We start from the raw sequence: 25,463 nt of genomic DNA on the forward strand, positions 1-25,463 counted from the left end.
AGAGCACAATGATGCTCTCCCTTTTTCATCAGGCTAGTCGGCGTTTGATAAATTGCCTAAATCTTTGTCGATAAGGAATAAGGATTTGCCTTCTTCGCCTAAGATATTGAATTTATCTAAAATACCGCCGAATAATTTTTCTTCTTCGTGTTGTTCACCCACGAACCATTGCAAGTGATTGAATGCGGAATAATCTTTTTCTTCGAAAGTTGCCGTCACTAATTCATTGATTTTACGAGTGATTAATTTCTCGTGTTCAAAGGTTAATTCGATAACCTGACGCAATGATTTATATTCGGCCGCCGGTGCTTCAATGGCTTCAATACGCACTTCCGCGCCGGTTTCATTCAGGTAAGTGAACAGTTTGCGCATATGCTGCATTTCTTCCGCCGCATGTTCGCGCAGGAATTTTGCCGCTCCCACAAAACCTTTGTGTTCGCACCAGGCGCTCATTTGCAAATAAAGATTGGAAGAATAAAACTCAAGATTCATTTGAGCGTTTAACAGTTTTACAACATTTGTCGATAACATTTTCATTCTCCCGCTTATAATTTTGCTAAATCATTGTCGATGAAATATAAAGAACGACCGTCTTCACCCATGATGTTGAATTTATCTAGAATGCTGCCGAACAATTTTTCTTCTTCGTGTTGTTCCGCCACATACCATTGCAGGAAGTTGAAAGTAGAGTAATCTTTATGAGCGAAAGTGACTTCCACTAACTCATTGATTTTGGAGGTGACTAATTTTTCGTGTGCCATTGTCACTTCGAACACTTCTTTTAATGAACCGTATTCATAACGCGGCGCCTCGATTTTACCTAAAAGCGGTAAACCGCCGGTTTCGCTCACATAGGAGAATAATTTTTGCATGTGTTCCATTTCTTCGTCGGCGTGACGAAGTAAAAATGCCGCCGCACCGGTATATCCTTTGTGTTCGCACCAGGCGCTCATTTGCAGATAAATGTTGGATGAATAAAATTCTAAATTGATTTGTTCGTTCAATTTAGCGGTAATTGCTTGGTTTAACATGTTTGTTTCCTCAATAAAATAATGCAGATGACATTGTCATAAAGTCTCGGCTATTTTAACCAAATTATAACATTCGTCAAGTGTTGTTTTTTGTAACCCATTAATTTATTTGAATTTTTTAATGTAAATCATTCTTGTTTATCAAGCCGGTGGCGGGCGCAATTCCGCGCAAAATCGCAAAAAAGTATGGTGTTTTTATGCCGCAAAATCGCTTATTCGATTTTTCGTGCTCAATCTTCGTTGGCAGGTAACGGTCAAAAAACTTCGCTTTTTTTGACCGCACTTATAACGCCAGAACCAGCACGCCGCTGCAAATTAATAAAGAACCGATCACCAATTTTAAACTGACGGCTTCACCCAACAGCACCACGCCTAATACGATGGCGATCACCACGCTGAGTTTATCAATCGGCGCCACCCAGGAAGCGGGGGCGAGTTGCAAAGCGCGATAATAACAAAGCCAGGATAACCCGGTTGCAACGCCGGAAAGAATCAGAAATGTGAGGGGTTTGGCGGCGATATGTTGGGGCAGTTGCCATTCGTTACGGGCGGTGATGATGGCGCCGATAACGAAGAAAATCACGACGGTGCGGATAAAAGTGGCAAGATTGCTGTTCATGCCTTCCACGCCGAGTTTTCCGAGAATGGCCGTTAAACCGGCAAAAAATGCCGAGCCGAACGCGAAAATAAGCCAGTTCATGAATTTCTCCTGTTTCCTGTTAAAGTTTTGGTTATAATGCAGCTAATTTTTATTCAAGGGAAGATTATGGAACAAATAAATATCGAAATCGCTTATGCTTACCCGCATAATCATTATTTAAAATCTTTCACTTTGGATGCGGGAACAACCGTGCAAACCGCTATTTTGCAGTCGGGCATTTTGAGTCAATATACGGATATCGATTTACGCCGGAATAAAGTGGGCATTTTCGCTCGTCCGGTGAAGTTAACGGATGTGCTGAAAGACGGCGATCGGATTGAAATTTATCGTCCGTTACTGGCGGATCCGAAAGAAATCCGGCGCAAACGTGCGGCTCAGCAGGCGGCGCAACAAAAGGCAAAAATATAAGGATCGCCAATGAGTCAGTTTTGTTTACCCGAATCGATCAGCGCGGAAATTTTTTTGCGGGATTACTGGCAGAAAAGACCGCTGGTGATGCGTAATGCCTTGCCGGAAATCGTCGGTATGTTCGAGCCGCAAGATATTCTCGAGTTAGCCCGAAGCGAAGAGGTCACCGCCCGTTTGGTGCGGCAATATAACGATGATGATTGGCGGGTTAAACTTAGTCCGCTGAATGCCGAGGATTTCGCCGATCTTCCGGAAAAATGGTCGGTATTGGTGCAGAATTTAGAGCAATGGTCGGTGGAATTGGGTGAAATGTGGAACCGTTTCGGTTTTATTCCTCAATGGCAGCGCGACGACATTATGGTGTCTTTTGCGCCTCAGGGCGGTTCCGTGGGAAAACATTACGACGAATATGACGTTTTCTTAGTGCAGGGTTACGGGCAACGCCGTTGGCAACTGGGAAAATGGTGTGATCCGAGTACCGCGTTTAAACCGAATCAACCGATTCGCATTTTTGACGATATGGGCGAATTGGTACTGGATGAAGTGATGAATCCGGGCGATGTCCTGTATATTCCGTCGCGTATGGCGCATTACGGCGTGGCGGAAAGCGATTGTTTAACCTTTTCTTTCGGTTTGCGTTATCCGAATATTTCCGATTTGACGGATAAAATAAACGAGCAGTTTAACCGGCGGGATCCGGAAATTGATTTTTCCGAATTCATGTTGCCGTTGCGCTTAAATCAAAGGGAACAACCGACGGGAAAATTGGGAGAAGCGGAAATCCGGCAAATGAAGGCGCAGTTTTTTCAGCGGTTAGCGAATTCCGAACCTTTTGACCGTTTGTTCAGACGGGCGGTTGCCGGCGCAGTGACAACCCGTCGTTATGATTTACTGATATCCGACGAGATGTCGGATCCCGACGAAGTGCGGTCGGAAATGGAGCGGAATTTTGCGCGGTTGCAACAGGATAACAACTGCAAACTGGCTTATCTTACCGCGCCGCTGGAAATTTACGCCAACGGCGAATGGCTGGATGAACTGAACGAATTGGAAAAGGTCGTGTTGAAACGTTTGGCTGACGGGGAAAAGCCGGATTTCACCGAACTAAAATCGTTAGCGCAGGAAGTGAACGGTTCGCAAGAGGATTTCATCCTATTATTCGACAGTATCTGCAACTGGCTGGATGACGGCTGGGTATTGCTGGTTTAACGCGATAAAGCAAAAGTGCGGGCAAAAAAACGCATGAATTTTTGCCCGCACTTTTCGTTTATTCTTTGTAATCTTCTTTGTTGAGATCGTATTTTTTCATGCGCAAATAGAGTTTTTTGCGGGGAATCTGCAAATAAGCGGCGGCATCGTTAATTTTGCCCTGAAAGCGATCCAACACGTCGGCGATAATATTTTTTTCATACTCTTCAATTAAACTGTCGAGCGATAATTCACTTTGCTTATCTTGCGTGAAATGCAAATTATCGTTCTGTACGGTGATGCCCACTGCGTAAAGTTCCGCCGTATGAATCAGTTGGCTGATATTTCCCAGCCATTGTTGGGACAATAATTGCTTGATGAATGCTTCCGTTATCGAAGGTTTTTTCTTATTCAGCTTTTCGCAGGTGACGGCGAGATAATGACGGAATAACGGCTCAATGTCCGATGTGCGATGAGATAACGGCAGGCATTCGATTTGGGTCAGGGAAAACGAATAAAACAATTCGGGCAACAATTTGGCTTGCGCCAATAATTGTTGCGGGGAATATTGGCTGACGGCAATAATTCGGGCATTTTGGTTGCGTAAAATAAACTGAGCCAGTAATTTTTGCGCCGCATTAGTCAGATATTCAATATTTTTGATAATGAACGTCGTATTTTGCGCGGCGTTTAATTGAGATTGCAATTCTTCGGTATCGCATTCGCTGAGAAGCTCTAGACATTGCTTTTGTGGAAAACGCGTTTTAGCCAATTCGTGTAGATAATGTGCGGTTAGGGTTTTTCCCGTGCCGATTTCGCCGAAAATAAAAATGGGTAAATCCGTTTGTGATAATTGCTGTAAACGCCGGCGTAAATTTTTTATCCATTTACTTTGTCCGATAAGATGGGTTTCCAGCTCTTGTTGCTGCCAATGTTTTAACGCCAATTGCGCTTGACGCTGGGTTAACGCCAGATCGATTTGTTGCAGCAAACGTTCGGGATCCACCGGTTTTTCGATAAAATAAAACGCGCCTTTTTGCATGGCGTCGATCGCCATCGGCACGTCGCCGTGTCCGGTAATTAAAATGACGGGGAGATTTTTATCCTTTTCATGCAACCGTTCAAGCACCTGCCAGCCGGACAATTGCGGCATATAAATATCGCTCACCACCACGCCTTGCCAGTCTTCCGTAATGAGTGGCTCAGCGTCTAACGGATTATTCAATGCGATAATTTCATAGCCTTTTTCATCGCTCTCTAAAGCCAGCAATGCCTGATAAGCCTGCAATACATCCGGATCGTCGTCGATTAACAACACTTGGCTTTTATTTTTCATGATGGTTACCTGTTATTTCTTGAGATATTGGCGGAAATTCTAAAATAATGACCGCACTTTGTTGAAAACTGGAAGCGATATAAAGGTTTCCGTTGAATTGGTTCATAATATGGCGACAGATTGTTAATCCTAAGCCCAAACCGACTTCTTTACTGCTGTAAAAAGGTTGTAACAATTTATTGATATTATCGGTTTGCCAACCGATACCGTTATCTTCTACATAAACATAAGTTTTTTGCCGCTCGGATGTGATTCTTACCGAAATATGCGGTCGGCTTTTACACGCTTCCAACGCATTGTTGAATAAATTGACAAAAATCTGTTCCAACAGCAGGTTATTACCCAATATCGTCGCATTTCCCTGAACGGATAAGATCGCGTGCAGCGGTTGATGACGCAATTCAAGTAATGACCAGGCTTCGTTAATCACCGTATGCAGATCGATTGGTTGCAGCGGTTCCATTTGATTAGTCCGCTTGGTAAACTGGCGTAAGCCTTTCACAATACGTCCTATGCGTTCCGTTAGTCCGGTAATTTTTGCCGTATAATCCGCCACTTGGTGATAATCTTGCTGTTGCAGCATTTTTTTCAGACTGAACAGATAAATGGACATCGCATTTAACGGTTGATTAATTTCATGTGCCAGCATGGTCATGGTTTGCCCGACCACCGCGAGTTTTGCCGTTTGAATTAATTCGTTTTGCGTATCTTGTAAATTTTGTTGAATAATCCGTCGTTCCTGCAAAATTTCGGTATGTTTTTTTAACAATCGATTGATTTCGGAAATTTCGTCGTTACCGATGATTTGGATAAGCGGATCTTCTTTTCCTTGGTTTAATAATTTAACGGATTCGATTAATTCTTCAAAACGTTTAGTTAAATGTTTTTGTAAATAAAAACGATTAAACAGCAAAATAAATAATAAAATAATCATTAAAGACATCAAAATAATCATTCCGCTGATTTCCGTTTGGGTTTTCAAATGACTATTCAGCATACTAAATTTATCTTTTGTTTTCGATAAGATTTTATTGGTTAAATTACGGGTGGCATACAATATTTTTTCCTGATGCGAAGCAATATTATTTAGAGATTGCTGATGGTTATTTATGTTGGTAATTAACAGATCTAATTCTTCGCCCGGTTTGGTAATGTTAACCAGAGTTTCTACCATTTGTTGTAAAGTCGCCAGACTGGCTTTATTGGGTTTTATTTGTTCATTTAAATAAATATTCAGGATGATATTTTTCAGATTCTGATATTCCTCACTAATATTTTGTTGTTCCAATGAATAAATAAATTGTGTGATTTCATTTTTTATTTGTTCTTCCATGCTTTTTAATTTGGTCATGCTTTGTAATTTATCTTGTAGATTTATCATTAAAGTCTTTCGCGCGCGTTCGCCCGGCTCGGTAAAGTTGATTTGCTGCCAGTTTAATTCCTGCCCTAATGCCACAATTTCATTATTAAAATCGTCATGTAACCATTGAATTTTAGTAAATAATTCCTGTTTCTTTTGCTCGATATAAAAATATTGCGAAATATTATTGTCTATTTTACCGATTAACGATTTTAAATCGGATATGTTTTGGGTAAGTATTATTTGGTTATCCGGCTCGGTTAATGCTAAAGCGTTTTTTTCAATTTCGATTAATTGCAGATTAAGTTGTTTAAACATAGTCTGACGAGTCGGATTATTTTTTACGGCGGCAAAACGATCCAATTCATTGATAAAAGAATTGACATTGTCATCTAATTTTAATGCTAAGTTCGTTTTAGGGAAGTAATCGTTTAAAATATAATTAACCTGTTTATATTGCTGATACCATGAAATTAAACTGACGGCGCCGATAATACAGGTAAATAATAATCCCATATTTAAAGCGTTTTTCAGAGTTTTAATAATGCCGGATTTATTCACTGTTATTCTTCCTCAATTTGGCTTAATACCCGATTAATTTGTTGTTGAAAGAATATTGCCCATTGTTTTTCCTGTTGAATGGCAAAACCGCGATTATTTTTTAATCGGGATAAGTAAATTTCATCACCGGCTTGTTTTTCGTCAACGGGAATCGTTGTTAAAATTTGACGAAGTGCGGTCAGTTTTTTGTTTGTTTTTTTCTCTTTTGCATGAATTAGCGCCCAGGCTTCTTTTAATTGAGTTAAGCGAAAAGTAATGGCGATATCGAATAATTTTTCGACTAAATATTGGCGGGCCAGTAATAAATCGTAATCCAATAAAGGTTCCGCTAATAATTTCTGTTGTTGCGCGTATAAACGGTCATTTTTCGGTAAATCTACAACAGGATATTTGGCGAAACGGTGTTCGGCGACGATTTTTTGTCCTTTGTCCGAAAGCAGATAGCTAATGAAGTTTTGTGCGTCTTCAATATTTCGGCTGTTTTTATGGATAGCAATAAATGTCGGCGAAATAACGGAACGAGGAAAATAAACAAATCCGACCCGGGGATCGTCGTGAGTATAAGTCGTATAGGTGTCGATACTTAATCCTGCCGCGGCTAATCCCATTCGCACCTTTTCCGCCACGTTAAAACTCCGGGATGAAATTAAAGAAACATTACTTGCCAGCGTGAGAAAATCCTGCCATCCCTGCCGCCAACCGCGTTGTTGTAGCAACATTTCCAACATGATGTGATTAGTCCCTGAACGAGAGGGCGAGCTGATTAATAACTTATTGAAATAGTTTGAATTCATCAGGCTGTCCCAGTCCGTCGGTGCGGGTAAATTCAGTGTTTTTAATAGTTCTTTGTGGTAAAAAATGCCATAACCGGAAAAAGCGACGGCGGTCGTGGTGGTTGCCAGGCTTTTAGGTACCCAATGATGATTTTTCTGTAATTTTTCCGGCAAGATCAATAAACGATGGGAATTCTGTAAATGCTGAAACAGAAAAGGCGAGGAGCTTAAAATTAAATCCACATCTTCCGTATTGGACTGCGCTAATAACCGGCTTAATGAATTCACGGTGCGATTCATTAATCTAATCTTCTTTTCCGGATAGGTTGCCTGCCATTGTTGGGCGATATAATCGGTGGTATCGGGCGAAAATGAGGTGGCGATGACTAATTCTTTCGCCTTAACGGGAAGACAAATATTGAAAAGAAAAATAAGCGTTAACCAAATTTTTTTCATTTTCTTATCCTTTTTTGTGATTCGGATCACAAAAGTGAAATTATTTAAAAAATACCAAAGTCTGCAATTAACCTGATTTTGTCCCAATTAACGGGAAATTTATTTGCACGGATTACAGACAATTGATTTTGTGTCGTTTTTGACACGCGATTCTATTTAAAAGAGATGAATTTGACTTAAAAATCAATGTATTGCCTTTTATTCTGAGCATATTAACATACCACCGAATTTCTAAAATTAGAAATGAAAATCTTCTATCCTCAATTTATTTCATGGGAGTGACATTATGATTTCCTTTTTAGCCTCGAAGCCGGGCCGACCTGTTCCGGATGCGGAGATTCGTCAACGTTATAATCGGTTACGCTGGCACGCGTTATTCGGTATTTTTATCGGTTATACCGCTTATTATATTCTGCGTAATAACTTTTTACTTTCTTCGCCGGAATTAATCAGTGACTTCGGATTTACCAAAAAAGATATCGGCTTTATTTCCGGAACAATGCTGGTGGTATACGGTTTAAGTAAAGGCTTTATGTCGGCATTTGCGGATAACTCCAATCCGAAACATTTCATGATTTTCGGTTTAGTCATGTCCGGATTGGTTAACTTAATGATGGGATTCAGCGCGTCGTTCTGGGCATTTCTGTTTTTATGTATTTTAAACGGGATTTTTCAGGGAATGGGCGCCGGGCCGGCCTATGTGGTGTTGGCAAACTGGTTTCCGCGTAAATCCCGCGGGGTGATTACGGCGATATTTAATGTTTCCCATAATGTGGGAGGCGGTTTGGTGGCGCCGATTGCGGGGGCGAGTATTGCGTGGCTGGGCAGCGAACATTGGCAGGCCGCGCACTTTATTGTACCAACCGCCATTGCCACTATTATTGCGCTGATCTTTTATATTTTTGGCGCGGGTCGTACTTATAATGAAGGTTTGCCGCCGACTACTAAAATCCTCGGTACCGAACAGGATGAGTTAATCGTAACCAAATCCGAAGAGGTGAAATTAACTACCTGGGAAATTTTCCGCGATTACATCATGAAAGACATTAATGTATGGTTTGTCTCTTTTATCGACGTATTCACCTATATGATTCGTTTCGGCGTGTTGACCTGGTTGCCGCTTTACTTATTGGAAACCAAAGGTTTTTCCAAAGGACAAATGGCGACGGCGTTCGCTATTTTCGAATGGGCGGCGATTCCTTCCACGTTACTGGCCGGTTGGCTGACCGATACTTACTTTAAAGGACGCCGCATGCCGTTGGCCATTATCACGTTAACCGGAGTCGGTATCGCAATGTTTGTCTATTGGGGCGGTAACGATCTGTTAACCGTTACTATCGGCGCGGGGATTATCGGTTGTTTAATTTATGTACCGATGTTTCTGTCTTCGCTGCAAACCATTGAATTGGTTCCATCGTTTGCCGCCGGTTCGGCCACCGGTTTGCGCGGCTTATTAAGTTATGTTTTAGGCAGTTTCTCCGGTACGGCGTTGTTTGGTATTTTGGCGGAACATTTCGGTTGGGACGCCGGCTTCTATCTTTTACTGTTCGCCGTATGCGGTTGTATTTTCTGCTGTTATATGACTCACTTAGGCGTATTGCGATTAGAGAAGAAAAGAAAAATTGTCAGTATCAAATAAAGAATGACGCATAAAAAACGACCTCTAAAGGTCGTTTTTTAATTCAAAGTGCGGTGAAAAATTCGTTCGTTTTTTTGACCGCACTTTTTGTTTCGGTCGTTCAGGATCAATTCAACCAGAACAGATAACCGAACGTCGCAATAACAAGAATACTGATAATATTCAGCACGAAACCGGCTTTGACCATTTCGTTCTGTTTTATGACGCCGATCCCGAATACGATAGCGTTCGGCGGGGTTGCGACGGGTAGCATAAAGGCGCAGGATGCTCCTAAACCGATGATTAAGGCTAATCCGAGTTCCGGCATGCCTAATGCTTGTGCGATGGAAATGAAGATCGGAACAAGCAATGCGGCGCTGGCGGTGTTACTGGTAAATTCGGTTAAGAAGATAATAAAGGCGGCAACGATTAAACCGATGAGGTAAAAATGTCCGTCCTGGATTAAAAATACAATACCGTCCGCCATGATTTTGCTGGCTCCGGAGTTTTTCAGCACTTCGCTTAAGGTTAAACCGCCGCCGAATAAAAGCAAAACGCCCCATTCCGTGTTGTCCTGAATCTGCTTCCAGGAGGCGACGCCCGCTACGGCGATGAGCACCGCCGCCAACATGGCCACTACGCTGTCAAAGCTTCCCACTTTTTTAGGTAATCCTAATAATTCGGAGAAAATCGGATTAAGCTGTGAGCTGAAAATCCAGCAGAGCGCCACAAAAGTAAAAATTAATAAGGTTTTCCAGCGGTGGGCGTTCATTTCTACTTGCTCGAATTTTTGTTCGAAACGGAAGTTTAAGCGCGGTTTAAACACAATAAATAAGGCGCCGATCATAAGCGGCATTAAAATTATCATTATTGGCAAACCGTACCACAACCAATCGGAGAACGTCAGATGCAATTGGGAGGCGACGATAGCGTTCGGCGGACTGCCTACAAGCGTTCCCATGCCGCCGATACTGGCGCTATAGGCAATACCGAGCAGAACGAACACGTAAGTATTGTGTTCCCGTTCTTTATCAAGCTGGCTTAACACGCCCATGGCAAGCGGTAACATCATAGCGGCGGTGGCCGTGTTGCTGATCCACATGGATAAAAATGCGGTAGCGAGGAATAAATAAATGATCGCCACCAGTAAATTACCCCGGGCCAACGCCATGATCCGGTTGGCAATCAGTTGATCCAGTTTTTGAATATGTAATGCCGTAGCTAAGGCGAAACCGCCGAAGAACAGGAAAATCGTCGGATCGGCAAAAGCGACCAATGCTTCTTTGGTGCTGACTAATCCCAGCCCGATTGCCAATAAGGGGACCAATAATGCCGTGACGCTCACATGCAAGGTTTCGGTTAGCCAAAGAACGGCGACAAAAGCCAGTAAGGCGAGTCCTTTATTGGCTTTAGCATCAAAAGGTAACCATTTGAGTAAGGCGGCAAACAGTAAAATGTCCAGACAAAGGATAACGGTTTTAGGATTAAATCGTGATTTAAGTTCCGGCGTGATATTCATATCTCGCTCCTTAGTTAACAATGTAGAATAATTAGCGTAGTCGTTAACATCGTAGAGTAGTTAAGTCCGAGCGTTACCCTATTGTGTTTTTAACAAAAATACAACAAAAAATTTTCAAATTTGTGACGAACATCAAAATATTTTGTGAAATACTATGGTTAAATTTTAAAAAATTTTTTTCTCTGTATAATGCGCATATTGCAATCGCATAAGGAAGTTATATGCCGAATAATCCGTCTCATTCATTTCAGCAATGGCTAAGCCAAACCGCGCTGGGCGGCGCAAATCAATCTTATATCGAAGCGCTTTACGAGGATTATCTTCAAGATCCGAATAACGTCGATGACAGTTGGCGCAGCATTTTTAATTCTTTCCCAAAATCGCCCGCACTTTCGCAGGAACAGCCGCATTCGCCGGTTCGCGATTATTTCAGACGTCTTGCCCGGGACAATACTCAGTCGGGTACAACCGTTGTAGTGGATCCGAAAGTCAGTGCGCAATTGGTCAAAGTGTTGCAATGGGTGAACGGGCACCGTAACCGCGGTCACCTGGACGCCAATCTGGATCCGTTAAAACTTTGGGAACGCATGCCGTCGCCGACCTTGGATTACAAATTTTACGGTTTTACCGACGCGGATTTAGACAAAGAATTCGATATCGGCGGTTATGTGTATAACCGTGAAAAAATCACTTTGCGTGAATTGGAATATAACCTGAAAAACACCTATTGCGGCACTTTAGGCTTCGAATTTATGCATGTAAACGATTTGGAAGCGCGCACCTGGTTACAACGCAAAGCGGAAAATTTATTGAACACGCCGCTGTTTAGCCGTGATGAAAAAATTCAATTCTTGGAAGAATTAACCGCCGCGGACGGTCTGGAGCGTTATCTCGGCGCGAAATTCCCGGGGGCTAAACGTTTTTCGCTGGAAGGCAGTGACGGTTATATTCCGTTGATGAAAGAAATTATTCGCCACAGCGGCAAAAACGGCGTGAAAGAAATCGTGTTCGGCATGGCGCACCGCGGACGGTTGAACATGCTGGTGAATGTATTGGGTAAACAGCCCGCCCGTTTATTTGACGAATTTGCCGGCAAACATTCGGGTGATCGCACCGGTGACGTCAAATATCATCAGGGTTATTCCTCCGATTTCATGACGGAAGGCGGCGTGGTGCATTTGGCTCTGGCGTTTAACCCGTCTCATTTGGAAATTGTGAGTCCGGTCGTCATCGGTTCCGTGCGTGCCCGGCAAAAACGACTGGGCGACGAAACCAAAGATCGGGTCTTGCCGGTCACCGTGCACGGAGATTCCGCCGTTATCGGGCAAGGTGTCGTACAGGAAACCTTAAATATGTCGGCAACCCGCGGTTATAACGTAGGCGGCACCATCCGCGTGGTGATTAACAACCAAATCGGATTTACCACTTCCAACACTAAAGATACCCGTTCTACGGAATACTGCACCGACATCGCTAAAATGATTGAAGCGCCGGTGATTCATGTGAACGGTGACGATCCGGAAGCTATCGCTTATGCCGCGCGTATGGCGGTGGAATTTCGTATGCGGTTTAAACGGGATATTTTTATCGATCTGGTGTCTTATCGCCGCCACGGACATAACGAAGCGGACGAACCTTTAGCCACTCAGCCCGTAATGTACAAGCTTATTAAGAAACATCCGTCACCGCGCAAAGTGTATGCGGATCGTTTGGTCAATGAAGGCGTGATTAACGAATCCGATGCTATCGAATTAATGAATAATTATCGCGACGCCTTGGATGAAGGCGGTTGTGTGGTGAAAGAATGGCGCGAAATGGATATGTCATCGGCACAATGGTATAAATTCCTCGGTGCCGATAACGGCGGATTAGAAACGGAATATAACGGACAGTTCGATCCGGTCCGGTTTAAAGCGTTAGCGGAACGCGCCTGCGAATATCCGGAAAATCACCCGATTCATCCTCGCGTGGAAAAAGTGTATGACGATCGTAAACTGATGGCGGCGGGTGAAAAACCGCTGGATTGGGGCATGGCGGAAATTATGGCCTACGCCACTTTGCTTGCCGACGGTCACCATGTGCGCATTTCCGGTGAAGATTCCGGCCGCGGCACGTTCTTCCATCGTCAGGCGGTGCTGCATAATCAAAACGAGCGCAAGGCTTACATCCCGCTGATGCATTTGCAACCGCAACAAGGCCGCTTCGAAGTGTGGGATTCCGTGCTGTCGGAAGAAGCGGTGCTGGCGTTTGAATACGGCTACGCCGCGACGGATCCCAATACCTTAACCATTTGGGAAGCGCAATTCGGCGATTTCGCCAACGGCGCGCAAGTGGTGATTGACCAATTTATCAGCTCGGGCGAACAAAAATGGGGCAGAATGTGCGGGTTAGTCATGTTGCTGCCGCACGGTTACGAAGGGCAAGGCCCGGAACATTCGTCCGCCCGGCTGGAACGTTACTTACAACTTTGCGCCCAGCAAAACATACAAGTTTGTGTACCTTCTACGCCAAGCCAGATTTATCATTTATTACGCCGCCAAATGTTGCGCGCCGAACGCCGTCCGTTAATCGTCATTTCGCCGAAATCTTTGTTACGCCATCCGCTGGTGGTGTCGCAAACGGAGGAATTCGTTAACGGCACCTTCCATCGCGTGATTGATGAAATTGACGACATCAAACCGGAAAACGTCAAACGGGTGATTTTCTGCGCCGGCAAAGTGTATTACGATTTGCTGGAAGAACGGCGTAAAAAACAACAAAACGACATCGCAATCATCCGTATCGAGCAGCTTTATCCGTATCCGCACGAAGAAGTGCGGGAGATTTTGGCGAAGTTTTTTCATGTGAAGGATTTTATTTGGTGTCAGGAAGAACCGCTTAATCAGGGCGCGTGGTATTCCAGCCAGCATAATTTCCGCGCCGATTTGCCGGACGGCGCCGCCCTGAATTACGTAGGGCGCCCCGCTTCCGCCTCGCCGGCGGTGGGTTACGGCGCACTGCATAACGCCCAGCAACGTACATTAATTACAGAAGCATTAACATTTTAACGAATTGAATGAAGGAACATAGCATGAGTTATTTTGATATTATCACGCCCGATTTACCCGAATCCGTTGCCGATGCAACGGTAGTAAAATGGCATAAAGCAGTGGGCGACAGCGTCAAACGCGATGACATTTTAGTGGAAGTGGAAACGGATAAAGTGGTGTTGGAAGTGCCGGCATTGGACAGCGGCGTGCTGGAAAGCATTGAACAGCCCGAAGGGGCGACGGTGGTCAGCAAACAGCCGTTGGGACGCGTGGCGAAAGGCGAAACCGTGGTGGCGCCGGTTTCCGCTCAATCGTTACAGACCGAACCGCGTCCGGCGCCGGATCATCATGATTCGCTGGGGCCTTCCGTGCGGCGTTTGGTAGGCGAACACGATTTAAATCCGCAGGATATTCCCGGTTCCGGCAAACACGGTCGTATTACCCGCGAAGACGTGGTGCAGGCCTTGGCAAGTAAAGAAACGCAATCGCCGGTTAGCCAAAGTGCGGTCAAAAATTCGTTAGAATTTCGCGGCGAACAGCGGGTGCCGATGACGCGTCTGCGCAAACGCATCGCGGAACGTTTGCTGGAAGTCAAAAACAGCACGGCAATGTTAACTACCTTCAACGAAGTGGACATGCAGCCGATTATGCAGTTACGCAAAAAATACGGCGAACAATTCGAAAAACAACACGATGTGCGCCTCGGCTTTATGTCTTTTTACGTGAAAGCGGTGGTGGAAGCGCTGAAACGTTATCCGGTCATCAATGCCACAATCGACGGCGACGATATTTTGTATCACAACTATTTTGACATCAGCATTGCGGTATCCACCCCGCGCGGACTAGTGACGCCGGTATTGCGCGATTGCGATAAAATGAGCATGGCGGAGATCGAAAAACAAATCAAAGTGCTGGCTGAAAAAGGTCGCGACGGCAAACTCACCGTAGAAGATTTAACCGGCGGCAACTTTACCATCACCAATGGCGGTGTGTTCGGTTCGCTGATGTCTACTCCGATTATCAATCCGCCGCAAAGTGCTATTTTGGGCATGCATGCGATTAAAGATCGTCCGGTGGCGGTGAATGGTCAGGTAGTGATTCGTCCGATGATGTATCTGGCGTTGTCTTACGATCACCGTTTAATCGACGGTAAAGACAGCGTTCGTTTTTTGGTGACGATTAAAGATTTACTGGAAGATCCCGCAAGATTGTTGTTGGAAATTTAACGGAAGATGACGATGACTAACCGCACTGAAAAGTGCGGTTAATTTTTGGCCGATTTTTAGCGCCTGTTTGGCTGGTTTGATGAAAAATCATTTTAATGAAAAAACCAATCCTGAATTCCCGTTTTCCCCTTAAAAAAAGACGCGTCACCGTGTAGAATATCGCCATTAAATTTAAAAAGGACAAAACATGAATTTACACGAATACCAATCTAAACAAATCTTCGCGCAATACGGTTTGCCCGTTAGCGAAGGTTATCCTTGTGAAACGGTGGAGCAGGCGTTGGACGCGATTAAAAAGCTGGGCGGCGATCAATGGGTGGCAAAATGTCAGGTGCATGCCGGCGGTCGCGGCAAAGCGGGCGGCGTAAAGGTGGTGAAATCCGACGCTGAAGTGCGGGCGTTTTTTGAACAGTTTTTAGGCAAACGATTGGTGACTTTCCAGACGGACGCCAATGGTCAGCCCGTCAATACCATTTATCTGGAAGCCTGTGCCGAGGTGAAAAAGGAATTGTATATAGGCGTGGCGATCGATCGCGCCAATCATCGTATTCTGTTCATGGCGTCGACGGAAGGCGGTGTCAATATTGAAGAAGTGGCGGAAAAAACGCCTCATTTGCTGCATAAAGCGACGATTGATCCGTTTATCGGACCGCAACCTTTTCAGGGGCGCGAACTGGCGTGTAAATTAGGGTTAAGCGGCAAACAGATTCACCAATTCGCCCATATTTTTTGTCAACTCGGTAAAATGTTTATCGAGAAAGATTTAAGCCTGGTGGAAATCAACCCGTTGGTGATTTTGCAGAATGGCGATCTGCATTGTCTGGACGCCAAAATCGTGGCGGACGGCAACGCCTTATATCGCCATACCGATCTGAAATCCTTGCAGGATCCGAGTCAGGACGATCCGCGCGAAGCGGAAGCGGAGGCGTTGGGATTGAATTACGTGGCGTTGGACGGCAACATAGGTTGCATGGTTAACGGTGCGGGCTTGGCAATGGGAACCATGGACATCATTAAGTTGCAGGGCGGCTTACCGGCCAATTTTCTTGATGTCGGCGGCAGCGCAACCAAAGAACGAGTGGCCGGCGCGTTTAAAATCATTCTTTCCGACACCCATGTCAAAGCTATTTTAGTGAATATTTTTGGCGGTATCGTACGTTGCGATTTAATCGCCGAAGGCATTGTGGCGGCAGTGAACGAAGTAGGCGTTGCGGTGCCGGTTGTAGTACGGTTGGAAGGCAATAATTCGGAACGCGGACGAGAAATTCTAGCCCAAAGCGGATTAAACATTCTTGCCGCCGAAAGCTTAAAAGATGCAGCTGTTCAGGCTGTAAACGCAGCCAAATAGGAGAACGGCATGTCAATTTTAATCAATAAAGACACCAAAGTAATTTGCCAGGGATTTACCGGCGGACAAGGCACTTTCCACAGCGAACAGGCATTGGCGTACGGCACGCAACTGGTAGGCGGCACCAGTCCGGGGAAAGGCGGAACGACGCATTTAGGGTTGCCGGTGTTTGATACGGTGCGAGAAGCCGTGAATAAAACCGGTGCCACCGCCAGCGTGATTTACGTACCGGCGCCGTTCTGTAAAGATGCGATTCTGGAAGCGATTGACGCCGGCATTCGGCTGATTGTCTGTATCACCGAAGGCATTCCTACCTTGGATATGCTGCAAGTGAAAGAAAAATTGAACGAAACCGGCGTGGTGATGATTGGCCCGAACTGCCCGGGCGTGATTACGCCGGATGAATGTAAAATCGGTATTATGCCGGCGAACATTCATAAAAAAGGATGTGTCGGCATCGTTTCCCGTTCTGGCACCCTGACTTATGAAGCGGTCAAACAAACCACGGACGAAGGATTCGGACAATCCACTTGTGTCGGCATCGGCGGCGATCCGATTCCCGGTTCAAGCTTCATTGACATTTTGCAACGTTTTGAGGACGATCCGGAAACCGAAGCCATTGTGATGATCGGCGAAATCGGCGGCTCGGCGGAGGAAGAAGCAGCGGATTTTATCAAACGTCATATCACCAAACCGGTGGTCAGCTACATTGCCGGCATTACCGCGCCGAAGGGCAAACGCATGGGGCATGCCGGCGCCATCATCAGCGGCGGCAAAGGCACGGCGGACGAAAAAATCAAAGCCCTGCAAGACGCCGGCGTCACCACGGTGCAAAGCCTGGCGGATATCGGTTCGGCGTTAAGAAATATTTTGGGTTAATTTAACGAAAAGTGCGGTCAATTTTGACTGAGTTTTTTTACAGATAGATTGACGAAGTGAATTTTCTGTCTAAAATAGCGTAATAATTTTTCGAATGAAGGAATGAATCGTGTTTAAAAAAATTATTTTGTCCGCTGCCGTGTTAGCGATGTTGGGATGCGGTTCGACGCAATCGACGATTCCTGCGGAATATGCGGGCGCGGCCTATGAATTATCCGACGCGGACGCACAAAAATGGGCGTTTTCCGCAAAACAGGCGGAACAATGCATTTATCCGAACTTGACTCGGATTCAGCATGATCACTTTCAAAAAGAGGATAGCTATATTTATTCTCAATACGTATTTTTCTATCCGTTGGAAGACATTATCGGCGAAGATCACGTGAAAATGATTCAAAACGACAAAAAATCCATGGATTATGCAACCTATCAGTTTAAGAAATATAAATCTAAAACGCCGGTAGAAGCATTGGAGCCGCCTCAGTGTAAGACCTTGCAAACTAAGGCGCGGGAAGATTTGGCCGTGGTGAAAGGTCAGCATATTTCCGGCATGGTGGAAGAGAAAAATGCGGATGGCAAAAACATTGCCACCGAGGAAAACAAATTCTTCTTTGACATTATTAAATGGGGATCGGCGTTGTTGTTATAGCCGGTCGTCGGATAAACGGGAAAAGTGCGGTCAAATTTGACCGCACTTTTTGTTTAAGCATTTGCCGAATGTTCAATTTGACGCACAATTAATTGCGCCATCATGTCGATATGTTTCGGCGCATCATTCAGCGCCGGGATGTAGCGATAGCTTTTTCCGCCGTTCGCCAGAAACAAATCGCGGTTGGTTTCGGCGATTTCTTCCAGCGTTTCCAGACAATCGCAGGCAAATCCCGGGCTGATGACGGCGACTTTTTCAATGCCTTGTGCGGCGGCATTCTGCAGGAAACGGTCGGCATAGGGCTGCAGCCATTCTTCGCGCCCGAAACGGGATTGAAACACCATGTTCCATTGCGTTTCCGCTAAACCTAATTTATCCGCCACGGCAAGGGTGGTTTGGCGACAATGTTCGCGATAATAATCGCCTTCCCGTTCATAACGCAGCGGAATGCCGTGATAGGAAAACAGCAAAAACTCGTCATTTTTTAACCGCACTTTAATGCTTTCCGTCAGCGCATTGATGTAGTTTTCATCCAAATGATAGGAATGAATGAAGGAAAACGGCAGCATTTTTCGCTGGCTTTTCAGGGCCTGCGCAAAGGCGTCGAATGCCGCTGCCGTCGTAGTGCTGCTGTATTGCGGATAAAGCGGCAACACCACGATTCGATCAACACGGGCGTTCAGCAGATTTTCGAGCGCCTGTTGAACGCTCGGATTGCCGTAGGTCATGCCGATTTCTACTTGCGCGTCGATTCCCAGCGCTTGCAAACGAGCCTGTAACGCGGTTTTTTGCGCATTGGAATAAACCAGCAACGGTGAGCCTTGTTCCGTCCAAACGGACTGGTAATTATGGCGAATTCGGCGGGAACGCAACGGCAAAATAATGCCTTTCAGCAACGGCAGCCATTTCCAGCGCGGTAAATCCACAATCCGCGGATCCGTTAAGAATTGTTCCAGATAGCGGGAAATGGCTTTAGCCGTGGGTTCATCCGGCGTACCCAGGTTAATCAGCAGAACGCCCGGTTTTATATTGTGTAAATCAGCCATGTTGTATCACTGAAAGCGTTAAACGCGATACGCAGCAGAGTTTATTCTGCTGATCGCGGAGGTGAATATCCCAAACCTGCAACTGTTTGCCTAAGCGAATGGGCGTGGCGCGAGCCGTAACTTCACTGGATTTCACCGGACGTAAATGACTGGCGTTGATCTCAATGCCTGCCGCCGCCTGATTTTCGTCCAAGCACAGCCAGCCCGCCATGGAGCCCACGCTTTCCGCCAAGGCGGCCGATACGCCGCCGTGTAACAAACCGAAAGGTTGCGTCGTGCGTTGATCGACGGGCATGACGGCTTCTAACCAATCGTCGCCGAAAGCGGTGAACCGAATGCCAAGATGGGAAACGGCGCAATTACGATTGAGTTGATTAAGTTGTTCAAGAGTGAAAGTTTTTTTCCAGATTTGCATGATTAATTCATCTAAAGTGTCGCTAAAATGATTTGTTCGGGATCTATCGTCATCCAAATTTTATCGCCGACGCAGTAATCGCTATTCCGGGTCGTAGTTGCCCATTCCGTCTGTCCCACGGTTAATAAAATTTCGTCCTCATCGCCGAGATTTTGCACGGATTTGATCGTTGCCGCCAATAAGTTATCCGTGAAGTTTTCCGGTTTAGTTTTCGATAGCTGAATCCAGGGCGCTTTAATCATTAACATCACTTCTTTGTGTAAAACAAGCTGCAAACGGACCGCACTTTTTTCCGTAACGGAAACGAAAAGCGGTTGCTCGATGCCGTCGATTTTAATGCCGGTAAGGCAATGTAAATCTTTTACCTGCAGGGAAGTAATGCGTCCCGGAAACTGATTGCGTGCGCTGCTTTGTAGTGAAAATTTGGCAAACGCCGATAACAGACTGTCCAGCGGAATGGTTTCGTCCTGCAGAACGGTAAATGCTTTCTGCTGAGTTTTTTCCAATAAATCATAGAGTTGCAATAATCTTTCGGCATAAGCGGTCAGATTAGTGCCGCCGCCGTGACGGCCGCCGGTGTTGCGCTCTAACAGCGGTTTCGGGCTGATTTCATTCATCGCCGCCAAATGATCCCACGCGCTTTTGTAACTCACATTGGCGTTTTTGGCCGCCTGATTGATGGAACCGCATTGCTGAATTTCTTTCAGCAGCCGAATCCGTTTAGGATCAACAAAAAGCTGTTGCCGCAATTTGATGGTAAGAAGAATTTCTGTGTTAAGCATGCGTCATCCTGCAACTATTCGAATGTCGATTATTTTACGGGGAATCCGCACTTTTTTATAGCTTTTATTTGTTGTTAAGCTATATAATTTATTATATATATTATTTTTTATATAACGATTAAAAAGGAAAGACTATGCCGTTAAAAAATAAGTTAAAAACAGTTGCCGTGTTAATCGGTTGTGCGTTGTTTACTCTAAGCGCGGAAGCCAAAGTCACCGTGTTTGCCGCCGCCTCTATGACAAACGCTTTGCAGGAAGTGGCGGACAGCTACAAAAAGGCGCATCCGCAGGAGGATATTGTGTTTTCTTTCGCTTCTTCTTCTGTGCTGGCCCGCCAAATCAGCGAAGGGGCGCCGGCGGACATTTTTGTATCGGCGGATCAGAAATGGATGGATTTTCTGGCGGAAAAACAAGCCATTGAAAAACAAACCCGCGTCAATCTGGTGACCAATCGGTTAGTCATGATTGCGCCGAAAAACAGCAATTTGACGAGCGTGAATTTAACCGATAAACAATGGCAGCAGGAATTGAATGGTTCTTTTTTGGCGGTAGGCGATCCTGATCATGTGCCGGCGGGTCTATACGCGAAAGCGGCATTTACTTATTTGAATCAATGGGATGACATCAGCAAAAAGCTAGCCCGAGCGGATAACGTACGTAAAGCGTTGTTATTGGTGGAAAAAGGGGAGAGCCCGCTGGGCGTGGTTTATGCCACCGATGCGGCGGCCAGTCGGAAAGTGAAAGTGGTGGCGACATTTCCGGCCGAATCTCACCCGCCGGTGGAATATCCTGCGGCTGTGGTGAAAGGTCGTGATAATGCGGACAATCAGGCTTTTTTCCAATATCTGACATCGCCGGAATCTAAACAAATTTTTGAAAAATACGGCTTCACCGCAAAATAAGTGCGGTCAAAATTTGTTGTGTTTTTGGATCATGAAAGGCGAATTCATCATTCGCCTTGGTTTGGAAAAAACAATGAAATTTTTTACCGCACTTTTACGTTTTTTCGGCTTTCATTCGCATTGCCCGTAAGAAAATGGCGACGCCAATCCACACCAGAACATAACCGATTAAACGATCCGTCGATAATTCTTCGCCCAGCAGCAGAAAACCGCAAAGGAATTGCAGAGAAGGCGAAATGTATTGCAGCATACCGAGCAATGACATGGAAATCTGACGGGCGCCCATGGCAAACCATAGCAACGGAATAGTGGTGGCCGCGCCGGAACCCAGCAACACCGCAAGTTGTAAACCGTCTAATTGGCTGAAAACCAAGGTATTTTGTGCGGCGCAGAATCCCAAATAAGCCAAGGCAAAAGGGGAAAGCAACAGGGTTTCCAGCGCCAAACCCGCTAAGGCTTCCATCGGCGCCAGTTTGCGGATTAAGGCGTAAAAACCGAAACTGCCCGCCAGCAGCAATGCCACCCACGGAATTTGTCCCGCCGGAACAGCCAACCACAAAATGCCGGCAGTCGCCGAGGCGAGCGCCAGAAGTTGGGCTTTATTTAATTTTTCTTTGAAGACCAACCAGCCGAGAAATACGTTAAATAACGGGTTTATAAAATAACCGAGGCTGGCGTCCAAAACATGTCGGTTGACCAGCGCCCACAGATAAACCAGCCAGTTAACGGCAATCAGAAACGCCGAAGTGAAGAATACGGCTAAAATGCGCGGCTGTCTGAACGCATGCAGCACGGCTTTGCCTTGTTTGAACACAAACAATAAAAAAATCGCAAACACCGCCGACCAAACAATCCGCTGCGCCAGAATTTGATCCGCCGGCATGGCGGAATGATTGAGCGGATACCAATAGAGCGGAAACGTTCCCCAGGTTGCATAGCATAAAAAGGCGTAATGCCAGCCTTTAAGTTTAATGTTGAATGCCATATTTTTCCTTGATCGGAAAAGCGAATCCGTTCGTCCAAAATCGGATTCGCGCTAAATGATGTTACAGCAGGATTTGTCCGGAACGGACAGATGCATCGGTTTACCGGAATCTTCACTGATCCGCGTTATTCTGTCAACCGATTCTTCCGCGCGGAAAAATAAAAGCGAAAAACACAAAAGTGCGGGCGATTTTTTCGTTATTTTTTCTTTACGTTATTGTGCATTCTGTGCAGTTTTTGCTTATAGGCGTAACTGCCCCACAAAACATAGGCTAACGCCTGTTTTTTCATTTCATCGGGAATTTGGATTGGTTCCAAACCGAGCTTCGATTTATCATATTGATAACCTTGAATTTCTTTGTTTTGTTGCAAAATAGCAAGCCGTTTATTACCGTCAATTTCACGCATGTAACCGAAGGTTTTGTCATACTGCATTAACGCACGATTAGGGTTTTCGGCTTTGGTCAAATCATAACCGAGCATCGGGTAATCGCCGCTGATGCCCGCCAGCGAAAGCAACGTGGTAGGCATATCGATTTGGCTGACTAAGCGGGAATCGCGTTTGGGCGGAATATGTTCACCTAAAATTAAAGCGGGAATATGGAAATTATTGACCGGCACGAATGAGGCGCCGCCTACGCGCGAATCATGATCGGCAATGACCAAGAAAACGGTATCTTGCCAATAATTGGATTTTTTAGCTAAATCGAAAAAATGACCCAATGCGTAATCCGCATATTTTGCCGCGTTGTTACGGGTTTCCTGCGGCTGTTCGTATAATTCGATTTTACCGGCCGGAAAATCAAAAGGATCGTGATTGCTTGACGTAAACACCAAACTGAAAAACGGTTGCCCGTTCTGCTGAAGTGCGGTGAATTTTTCATGCGCTTTATTGAATAAATCTTCGTCGCTGACGCCCCAAGCGCTGGTAAATGACGGATTCACGTAATCTTTTTGATCGATAATTTCCTGAAAACCGTTACCGTAAAAAAAGCTTGCCATATTATCGAAATGTTTTTCGCCGCCGTAAATAAACGCGGTGTGATAGCCTTGTTTGCCAAGCAATTCTGCAATCGTGAAAAAGCCTTGCTGGCTGCCGGTCAATTTGACCACCGCGCGGGCGGGCGTCGGCGTGAAACCCGACGTGACGGCTTCAATGCCGCGCACGGAACGTGTTCCGGTGGCATAGAGGTTATCAAACAACCAACCTTCTTCGGTCAGTTTGTCAAAATAAGGCGAAAGCGGTTTACCGCCAAGGGTGCCGATAAATTGTGCGCCCAAACTTTCTTCCAGAATAATTACGATATTTTTAGGTTTGCCGCGATAGCTCGCTTGATTGCGCGTTAAGGTTGGCAAATCGGGAGAAATATAATCGCTAGCCGGGCGTTGACGGGCGGCTTTAAGCGTTTTTACTACCTCATCCAGAGACATTTTGCCGTAAATTTCGGAAGATTGATCTTCATCTTTCATTTGCTGAACGGCAAATAAAACCGAATAGCCGGAATTGAGCACCAGAGAATTGACTAAGGGATCGGAAGAAAAGGCGACCATGGCAGGATTTATGCCGCGGTGTTGCAAACTCGAGCGAGCGCCTAAAAACATAAGACTGCCGATAATCAAGAAAACGACAGGACGCCGTTTCCAGGAAAAAGTATACAAATTCTGGCTTACTTTCTTCGCGAGCTTCCAAAATACCCAGGCGCTTAGCGCCGTTAAAACCGGTGTTAAAATCAGTGCGACTAAATGGCCGTTGGTAAGCATGTTAAACACTTCTTTCGGGTAGATTAAGTATTCAACGAAAAGGCGGTTGGGGCGAGTATCGTAAGTATCAATAAACGCAGGCGTGGCAATCTCCATAAACGCAATGAAAGTACTCAATGCGGTTAAGCCGAAACGCACAATGAAATTAGCCCATTTTCCTAATGTATTATTACCGCCCAGGAATATTGCAATAATGACAAGCGGGGCAAACAACCAACAGAGCGAAGAGATATCAATACGAATTCCTTGCAGCGCCATTGGCAACCAACCATTGACCGCTTCTACACGTTCTTGTTGCCATAATCCCAAAAGAATTCGGCTGGCGGATAAAAGAAGCAGGTTTGTTATAAAAAAGATAAAAATAGGGTAAGTTGGCCCAAGTTGTCGTTTAAACATAATGTTTCCTAAAAATCATGGATGTTCATAAATTAGCATCGTAGAATTAGCATAAAATTAGCCCTGTTACAGGCGATTCAAATAGTTTCTTCCTAACGCATTCATTTGACGTAAAATCCAGGTCTGTCTGCGTTTTACCCACGGACCGGGAGCGTTGACTTTGTAAACAATCGGATTAGGCAAAACGGCAACCAGTAGCGCCGCTTCCGAAGGCGTCAGATTCTGGGCGGATTTTCTGAAGTAATAGCGACTGGCGGCTTCAACGCCGAAAATACCGTTGCCGAATTCGGCGATGTTCAAATAGACTTCAAGAATACGTTTTTTCGACCAAAGTAATTCCAGCGATAAGGTGACCGGCACTTCCAGACTTTTGCGTAACCAACTTTGACCGTGCCATAAATACAGATTTTTGGCGGTTTGCTGGCTGATGGTGGAAGCGCCGCGAATGCGCTTGGAGGTTTCGTTGTGTTTGAATGCTTTTTCGATGGCAAGCCAATCAAAACCCCAATGGGTCGGGAAGTTTTGATCTTCCGCCGCAATGACGGCAAGTTGTATGTTCGGGGAAATTTTATCCAGATTAACCCAATCGTAACGGACGTCGTAATCAAAATCGAGCCGAATTAAACGGCTGATTTTTTGTTGCGCGATGTAAGCGGAAAAAGGAATGGGAATAAAACGGAAAAGCAGGGTGACGACAAAAAATGTCAACAAAAAACATAAGAAAAATCGCCCGCACTTTCTTTGGGCCAGACTTTTTCCTAATCGGAAGAACGTGCGGAGAATGGTTAAACTGAACAGTTTATGGCTGCGTTTTGGCATCGACTTGCTCTTTCACCCAAGCCAGAAAGTCGGGATCCATCATTTTCAGCATATTGGAACCACGTGTAATGGTTGCCGCACTGGTACTCAGATTTTGCTGAATTTCCCGCTGCGGCACGTTTTTGTCCAATAGTTGCGCCACAATTTGCAGACGCAAGCCCACCGCATCGCGTTCGTCCGGAGTGAGCAAAAGTGTCAGAAATTCCTGTTCTTTGCCTTCTTCAAATGCCGTACGCAGTGTTTCGATAAAGGTGTTCCAATGATCCATATTGCGGCTGATGTACATAGCAGTCTCCGATTACACTATTAAACTAGT

23 protein-coding genes are annotated in these 25,463 nt (G+C 45.3%); 9 read left to right on the forward strand and 14 right to left on the reverse strand.

Going from position 1 to position 25,463, the window contains the following annotated elements:
* Positions 1-33: 33 nt before the first annotated feature.
* From ftnA (P7M01_RS00690) to P7M01_RS00700, 3 genes are all read right to left on the reverse strand, one after another.
* Entirely contained in the window at positions 34-531 is a 498-nt protein-coding gene (ftnA, locus tag P7M01_RS00690; RefSeq protein WP_202937344.1) for a non-heme ferritin, read from the reverse strand.
* Positions 532-545: 14 nt separating this feature from the next.
* The gene (gene ftnA / locus P7M01_RS00695) at positions 546-1,031 is read right to left on the reverse strand and encodes a non-heme ferritin (RefSeq protein WP_202937345.1); all 486 of its coding nucleotides are present in this window, start codon (positions 1,029-1,031) and stop codon (positions 546-548) included.
* A 283-nt stretch (positions 1,032-1,314) separates the two neighbouring features.
* A complete protein-coding gene (locus P7M01_RS00700) occupies positions 1,315-1,731 on the reverse strand; it encodes an EamA family transporter (protein WP_317482740.1) in 417 nt (138 codons plus the stop codon).
* Positions 1,732-1,797: 66 nt separating this feature from the next.
* On the opposite strand from P7M01_RS00700, the gene P7M01_RS00705 reads away from it, so the two are divergent.
* A complete protein-coding gene (locus tag P7M01_RS00705) occupies positions 1,798-2,100 on the forward strand; it encodes an RnfH family protein (RefSeq protein WP_202937347.1) in 303 nt (100 codons plus the stop codon).
* 9 nt (positions 2,101-2,109) lie between these two features.
* The gene (locus P7M01_RS00710) at positions 2,110-3,309 is read left to right on the forward strand and encodes a cupin domain-containing protein (RefSeq protein ID WP_317482741.1); all 1,200 of its coding nucleotides are present in this window, start codon (positions 2,110-2,112) and stop codon (positions 3,307-3,309) included.
* A 58-nt stretch (positions 3,310-3,367) separates the two neighbouring features.
* Here the strand turns inward: P7M01_RS00710 and P7M01_RS00715 are convergent, their stop codons facing one another.
* Genes P7M01_RS00715 through P7M01_RS00725 form a run of 3 tightly spaced genes read right to left on the reverse strand, consistent with a single transcriptional unit; the run spans position 3,368 to position 7,774 of the window.
* Entirely contained in the window at positions 3,368-4,624 is a 1,257-nt protein-coding gene (locus P7M01_RS00715) for a sigma-54-dependent transcriptional regulator (RefSeq protein WP_317482742.1), read from the reverse strand.
* A complete protein-coding gene (locus P7M01_RS00720; RefSeq protein WP_317486316.1) occupies positions 4,614-6,545 on the reverse strand; it encodes an ATP-binding protein in 1,932 nt (643 codons plus the stop codon). The genes P7M01_RS00715 and P7M01_RS00720 overlap by 11 nt, the downstream gene beginning before the upstream one ends.
* A 2-nt stretch (positions 6,546-6,547) precedes the next feature.
* Positions 6,548-7,774, reverse strand: a complete 1,227-nt coding sequence (locus tag P7M01_RS00725; RefSeq protein ID WP_317481844.1) for an ABC transporter substrate-binding protein — start codon at positions 7,772-7,774, stop codon at positions 6,548-6,550.
* 286 nt (positions 7,775-8,060) lie between these two features.
* Between P7M01_RS00725 and P7M01_RS00730 the strand changes: the two genes are divergently transcribed.
* On the forward strand, positions 8,061-9,413 hold the full coding sequence (locus P7M01_RS00730) for an MFS transporter (RefSeq protein ID WP_317482744.1): 1,353 nt from the start codon (positions 8,061-8,063) through the stop codon (positions 9,411-9,413).
* Between the two features lie 106 nt (positions 9,414-9,519).
* Here the strand turns inward: P7M01_RS00730 and P7M01_RS00735 are convergent, their stop codons facing one another.
* Positions 9,520-10,911, reverse strand: a complete 1,392-nt coding sequence (locus P7M01_RS00735; RefSeq protein ID WP_317482745.1) for a DASS family sodium-coupled anion symporter — start codon at positions 10,909-10,911, stop codon at positions 9,520-9,522.
* A gap of 221 nt (positions 10,912-11,132) precedes the next feature.
* Between P7M01_RS00735 and sucA the strand changes: the two genes are divergently transcribed.
* From sucA to P7M01_RS00760, 5 genes are all read left to right on the forward strand, one after another.
* The gene (gene sucA / locus P7M01_RS00740) at positions 11,133-13,958 is read left to right on the forward strand and encodes a 2-oxoglutarate dehydrogenase E1 component (RefSeq protein WP_317482746.1); all 2,826 of its coding nucleotides are present in this window, start codon (positions 11,133-11,135) and stop codon (positions 13,956-13,958) included.
* A 23-nt stretch (positions 13,959-13,981) separates the two neighbouring features.
* On the forward strand, positions 13,982-15,166 hold the full coding sequence (gene odhB, locus P7M01_RS00745) for a 2-oxoglutarate dehydrogenase complex dihydrolipoyllysine-residue succinyltransferase (protein WP_317482747.1): 1,185 nt from the start codon (positions 13,982-13,984) through the stop codon (positions 15,164-15,166).
* Positions 15,167-15,353: 187 nt separating this feature from the next.
* On the forward strand, positions 15,354-16,514 hold the full coding sequence (gene sucC / locus P7M01_RS00750; RefSeq protein WP_317482748.1) for an ADP-forming succinate--CoA ligase subunit beta: 1,161 nt from the start codon (positions 15,354-15,356) through the stop codon (positions 16,512-16,514).
* Between the two features lie 9 nt (positions 16,515-16,523).
* Positions 16,524-17,393: a succinate--CoA ligase subunit alpha gene (gene sucD / locus P7M01_RS00755; protein ID WP_317482749.1), complete on the forward strand. Its 870-nt coding sequence runs from the start codon at positions 16,524-16,526 to the stop codon at positions 17,391-17,393.
* A gap of 109 nt (positions 17,394-17,502) precedes the next feature.
* Positions 17,503-18,042, forward strand: coding sequence for a DUF5358 domain-containing protein (locus tag P7M01_RS00760; RefSeq protein ID WP_202937358.1), 540 nt, complete (start codon positions 17,503-17,505; stop codon positions 18,040-18,042).
* A gap of 53 nt (positions 18,043-18,095) precedes the next feature.
* On the opposite strand, the gene hemH is transcribed toward P7M01_RS00760, so the two are convergent.
* The 3 genes from hemH to P7M01_RS00775 are packed head-to-tail and all read right to left on the reverse strand — an operon-like array spanning position 18,096 to position 20,285.
* The gene (hemH, locus tag P7M01_RS00765) at positions 18,096-19,088 is read right to left on the reverse strand and encodes a ferrochelatase (protein ID WP_317482750.1); all 993 of its coding nucleotides are present in this window, start codon (positions 19,086-19,088) and stop codon (positions 18,096-18,098) included.
* Complete coding sequence (locus P7M01_RS00770) at positions 19,081-19,503, reverse strand: hotdog fold thioesterase (RefSeq protein ID WP_317482751.1); 423 nt, start codon at positions 19,501-19,503, stop codon at positions 19,081-19,083. The genes hemH and P7M01_RS00770 overlap by 8 nt, the downstream gene beginning before the upstream one ends.
* 11 nt (positions 19,504-19,514) lie before the next feature.
* Entirely contained in the window at positions 19,515-20,285 is a 771-nt protein-coding gene (locus P7M01_RS00775; RefSeq protein ID WP_317482752.1) for a TOBE domain-containing protein, read from the reverse strand.
* Positions 20,286-20,419: 134 nt separating this feature from the next.
* Here P7M01_RS00775 and modA point away from each other — a divergent pair, with 134 nt between their 5' ends.
* Entirely contained in the window at positions 20,420-21,187 is a 768-nt protein-coding gene (modA, locus tag P7M01_RS00780; protein ID WP_317482753.1) for a molybdate ABC transporter substrate-binding protein, read from the forward strand.
* A gap of 94 nt (positions 21,188-21,281) precedes the next feature.
* Here the strand turns inward: modA and rarD are convergent, their stop codons facing one another.
* From rarD to trpR, 4 genes are all read right to left on the reverse strand, one after another.
* Positions 21,282-22,172 (reverse strand): EamA family transporter RarD, encoded by an 891-nt coding sequence (gene rarD, locus P7M01_RS00785; protein ID WP_317482754.1) that lies wholly within the window; start codon positions 22,170-22,172, stop codon positions 21,282-21,284.
* Between the two features lie 197 nt (positions 22,173-22,369).
* On the reverse strand, positions 22,370-24,328 hold the full coding sequence (locus tag P7M01_RS00790) for an LTA synthase family protein (protein WP_317482755.1): 1,959 nt from the start codon (positions 24,326-24,328) through the stop codon (positions 22,370-22,372).
* A gap of 66 nt (positions 24,329-24,394) precedes the next feature.
* Positions 24,395-25,147: a monofunctional biosynthetic peptidoglycan transglycosylase gene (gene mtgA / locus P7M01_RS00795; RefSeq protein ID WP_317475420.1), complete on the reverse strand. Its 753-nt coding sequence runs from the start codon at positions 25,145-25,147 to the stop codon at positions 24,395-24,397.
* A complete protein-coding gene (trpR, locus tag P7M01_RS00800) occupies positions 25,128-25,433 on the reverse strand; it encodes a trp operon repressor (RefSeq protein ID WP_202937366.1) in 306 nt (101 codons plus the stop codon). Before trpR ends, mtgA begins: the two co-directional genes overlap by 20 nt.
* Positions 25,434-25,463 lie beyond the last annotated feature (30 nt).

Source organism: Exercitatus varius (assembly GCF_029577735.1).
GTDB lineage: Bacteria > Pseudomonadota > Gammaproteobacteria > Enterobacterales > Pasteurellaceae > Exercitatus > Exercitatus varius.

Bases quoted from the DNA above. Each gene is read 5' to 3' on its own strand.
- P7M01_RS00725 (WP_317481844.1), bottom strand. From the start codon at position 7,774: ATGAAAAAAATTTGGTTAACGCTTATTTTTCTTTTCAATATTTGTCTT.
- modA (WP_317482753.1), top strand. From the start codon at position 20,420: ATGCCGTTAAAAAATAAGTTAAAAACAGTTGCCGTGTTAATCGGTTGT.
- ftnA (WP_202937345.1), bottom strand. From the start codon at position 1,031: ATGTTAAACCAAGCAATTACCGCTAAATTGAACGAACAAATCAATTTA.
- mtgA (WP_317475420.1), bottom strand. From the start codon at position 25,147: ATGCCAAAACGCAGCCATAAACTGTTCAGTTTAACCATTCTCCGCACG.
- ftnA (WP_202937344.1), bottom strand. From the start codon at position 531: ATGTTATCGACAAATGTTGTAAAACTGTTAAACGCTCAAATGAATCTT.
- odhB (WP_317482747.1), top strand. From the start codon at position 13,982: ATGAGTTATTTTGATATTATCACGCCCGATTTACCCGAATCCGTTGCC.
- sucD (WP_317482749.1), top strand. From the start codon at position 16,524: ATGTCAATTTTAATCAATAAAGACACCAAAGTAATTTGCCAGGGATTT.
- P7M01_RS00700 (WP_317482740.1), bottom strand. From the start codon at position 1,731: ATGAACTGGCTTATTTTCGCGTTCGGCTCGGCATTTTTTGCCGGTTTA.
- sucC (WP_317482748.1), top strand. From the start codon at position 15,354: ATGAATTTACACGAATACCAATCTAAACAAATCTTCGCGCAATACGGT.
- P7M01_RS00715 (WP_317482742.1), bottom strand. From the start codon at position 4,624: ATGAAAAATAAAAGCCAAGTGTTGTTAATCGACGACGATCCGGATGTA.
- P7M01_RS00705 (WP_202937347.1), top strand. From the start codon at position 1,798: ATGGAACAAATAAATATCGAAATCGCTTATGCTTACCCGCATAATCAT.
- P7M01_RS00710 (WP_317482741.1), top strand. From the start codon at position 2,110: ATGAGTCAGTTTTGTTTACCCGAATCGATCAGCGCGGAAATTTTTTTG.
- trpR (WP_202937366.1), bottom strand. From the start codon at position 25,433: ATGTACATCAGCCGCAATATGGATCATTGGAACACCTTTATCGAAACA.
- P7M01_RS00770 (WP_317482751.1), bottom strand. From the start codon at position 19,503: ATGCAAATCTGGAAAAAAACTTTCACTCTTGAACAACTTAATCAACTC.
- P7M01_RS00775 (WP_317482752.1), bottom strand. From the start codon at position 20,285: ATGCTTAACACAGAAATTCTTCTTACCATCAAATTGCGGCAACAGCTT.
- sucA (WP_317482746.1), top strand. From the start codon at position 11,133: ATGCCGAATAATCCGTCTCATTCATTTCAGCAATGGCTAAGCCAAACC.
- P7M01_RS00730 (WP_317482744.1), top strand. From the start codon at position 8,061: ATGATTTCCTTTTTAGCCTCGAAGCCGGGCCGACCTGTTCCGGATGCG.
- P7M01_RS00790 (WP_317482755.1), bottom strand. From the start codon at position 24,328: ATGTTTAAACGACAACTTGGGCCAACTTACCCTATTTTTATCTTTTTT.
- hemH (WP_317482750.1), bottom strand. From the start codon at position 19,088: ATGGCTGATTTACACAATATAAAACCGGGCGTTCTGCTGATTAACCTG.
- P7M01_RS00735 (WP_317482745.1), bottom strand. From the start codon at position 10,911: ATGAATATCACGCCGGAACTTAAATCACGATTTAATCCTAAAACCGTT.
- rarD (WP_317482754.1), bottom strand. From the start codon at position 22,172: ATGGCATTCAACATTAAACTTAAAGGCTGGCATTACGCCTTTTTATGC.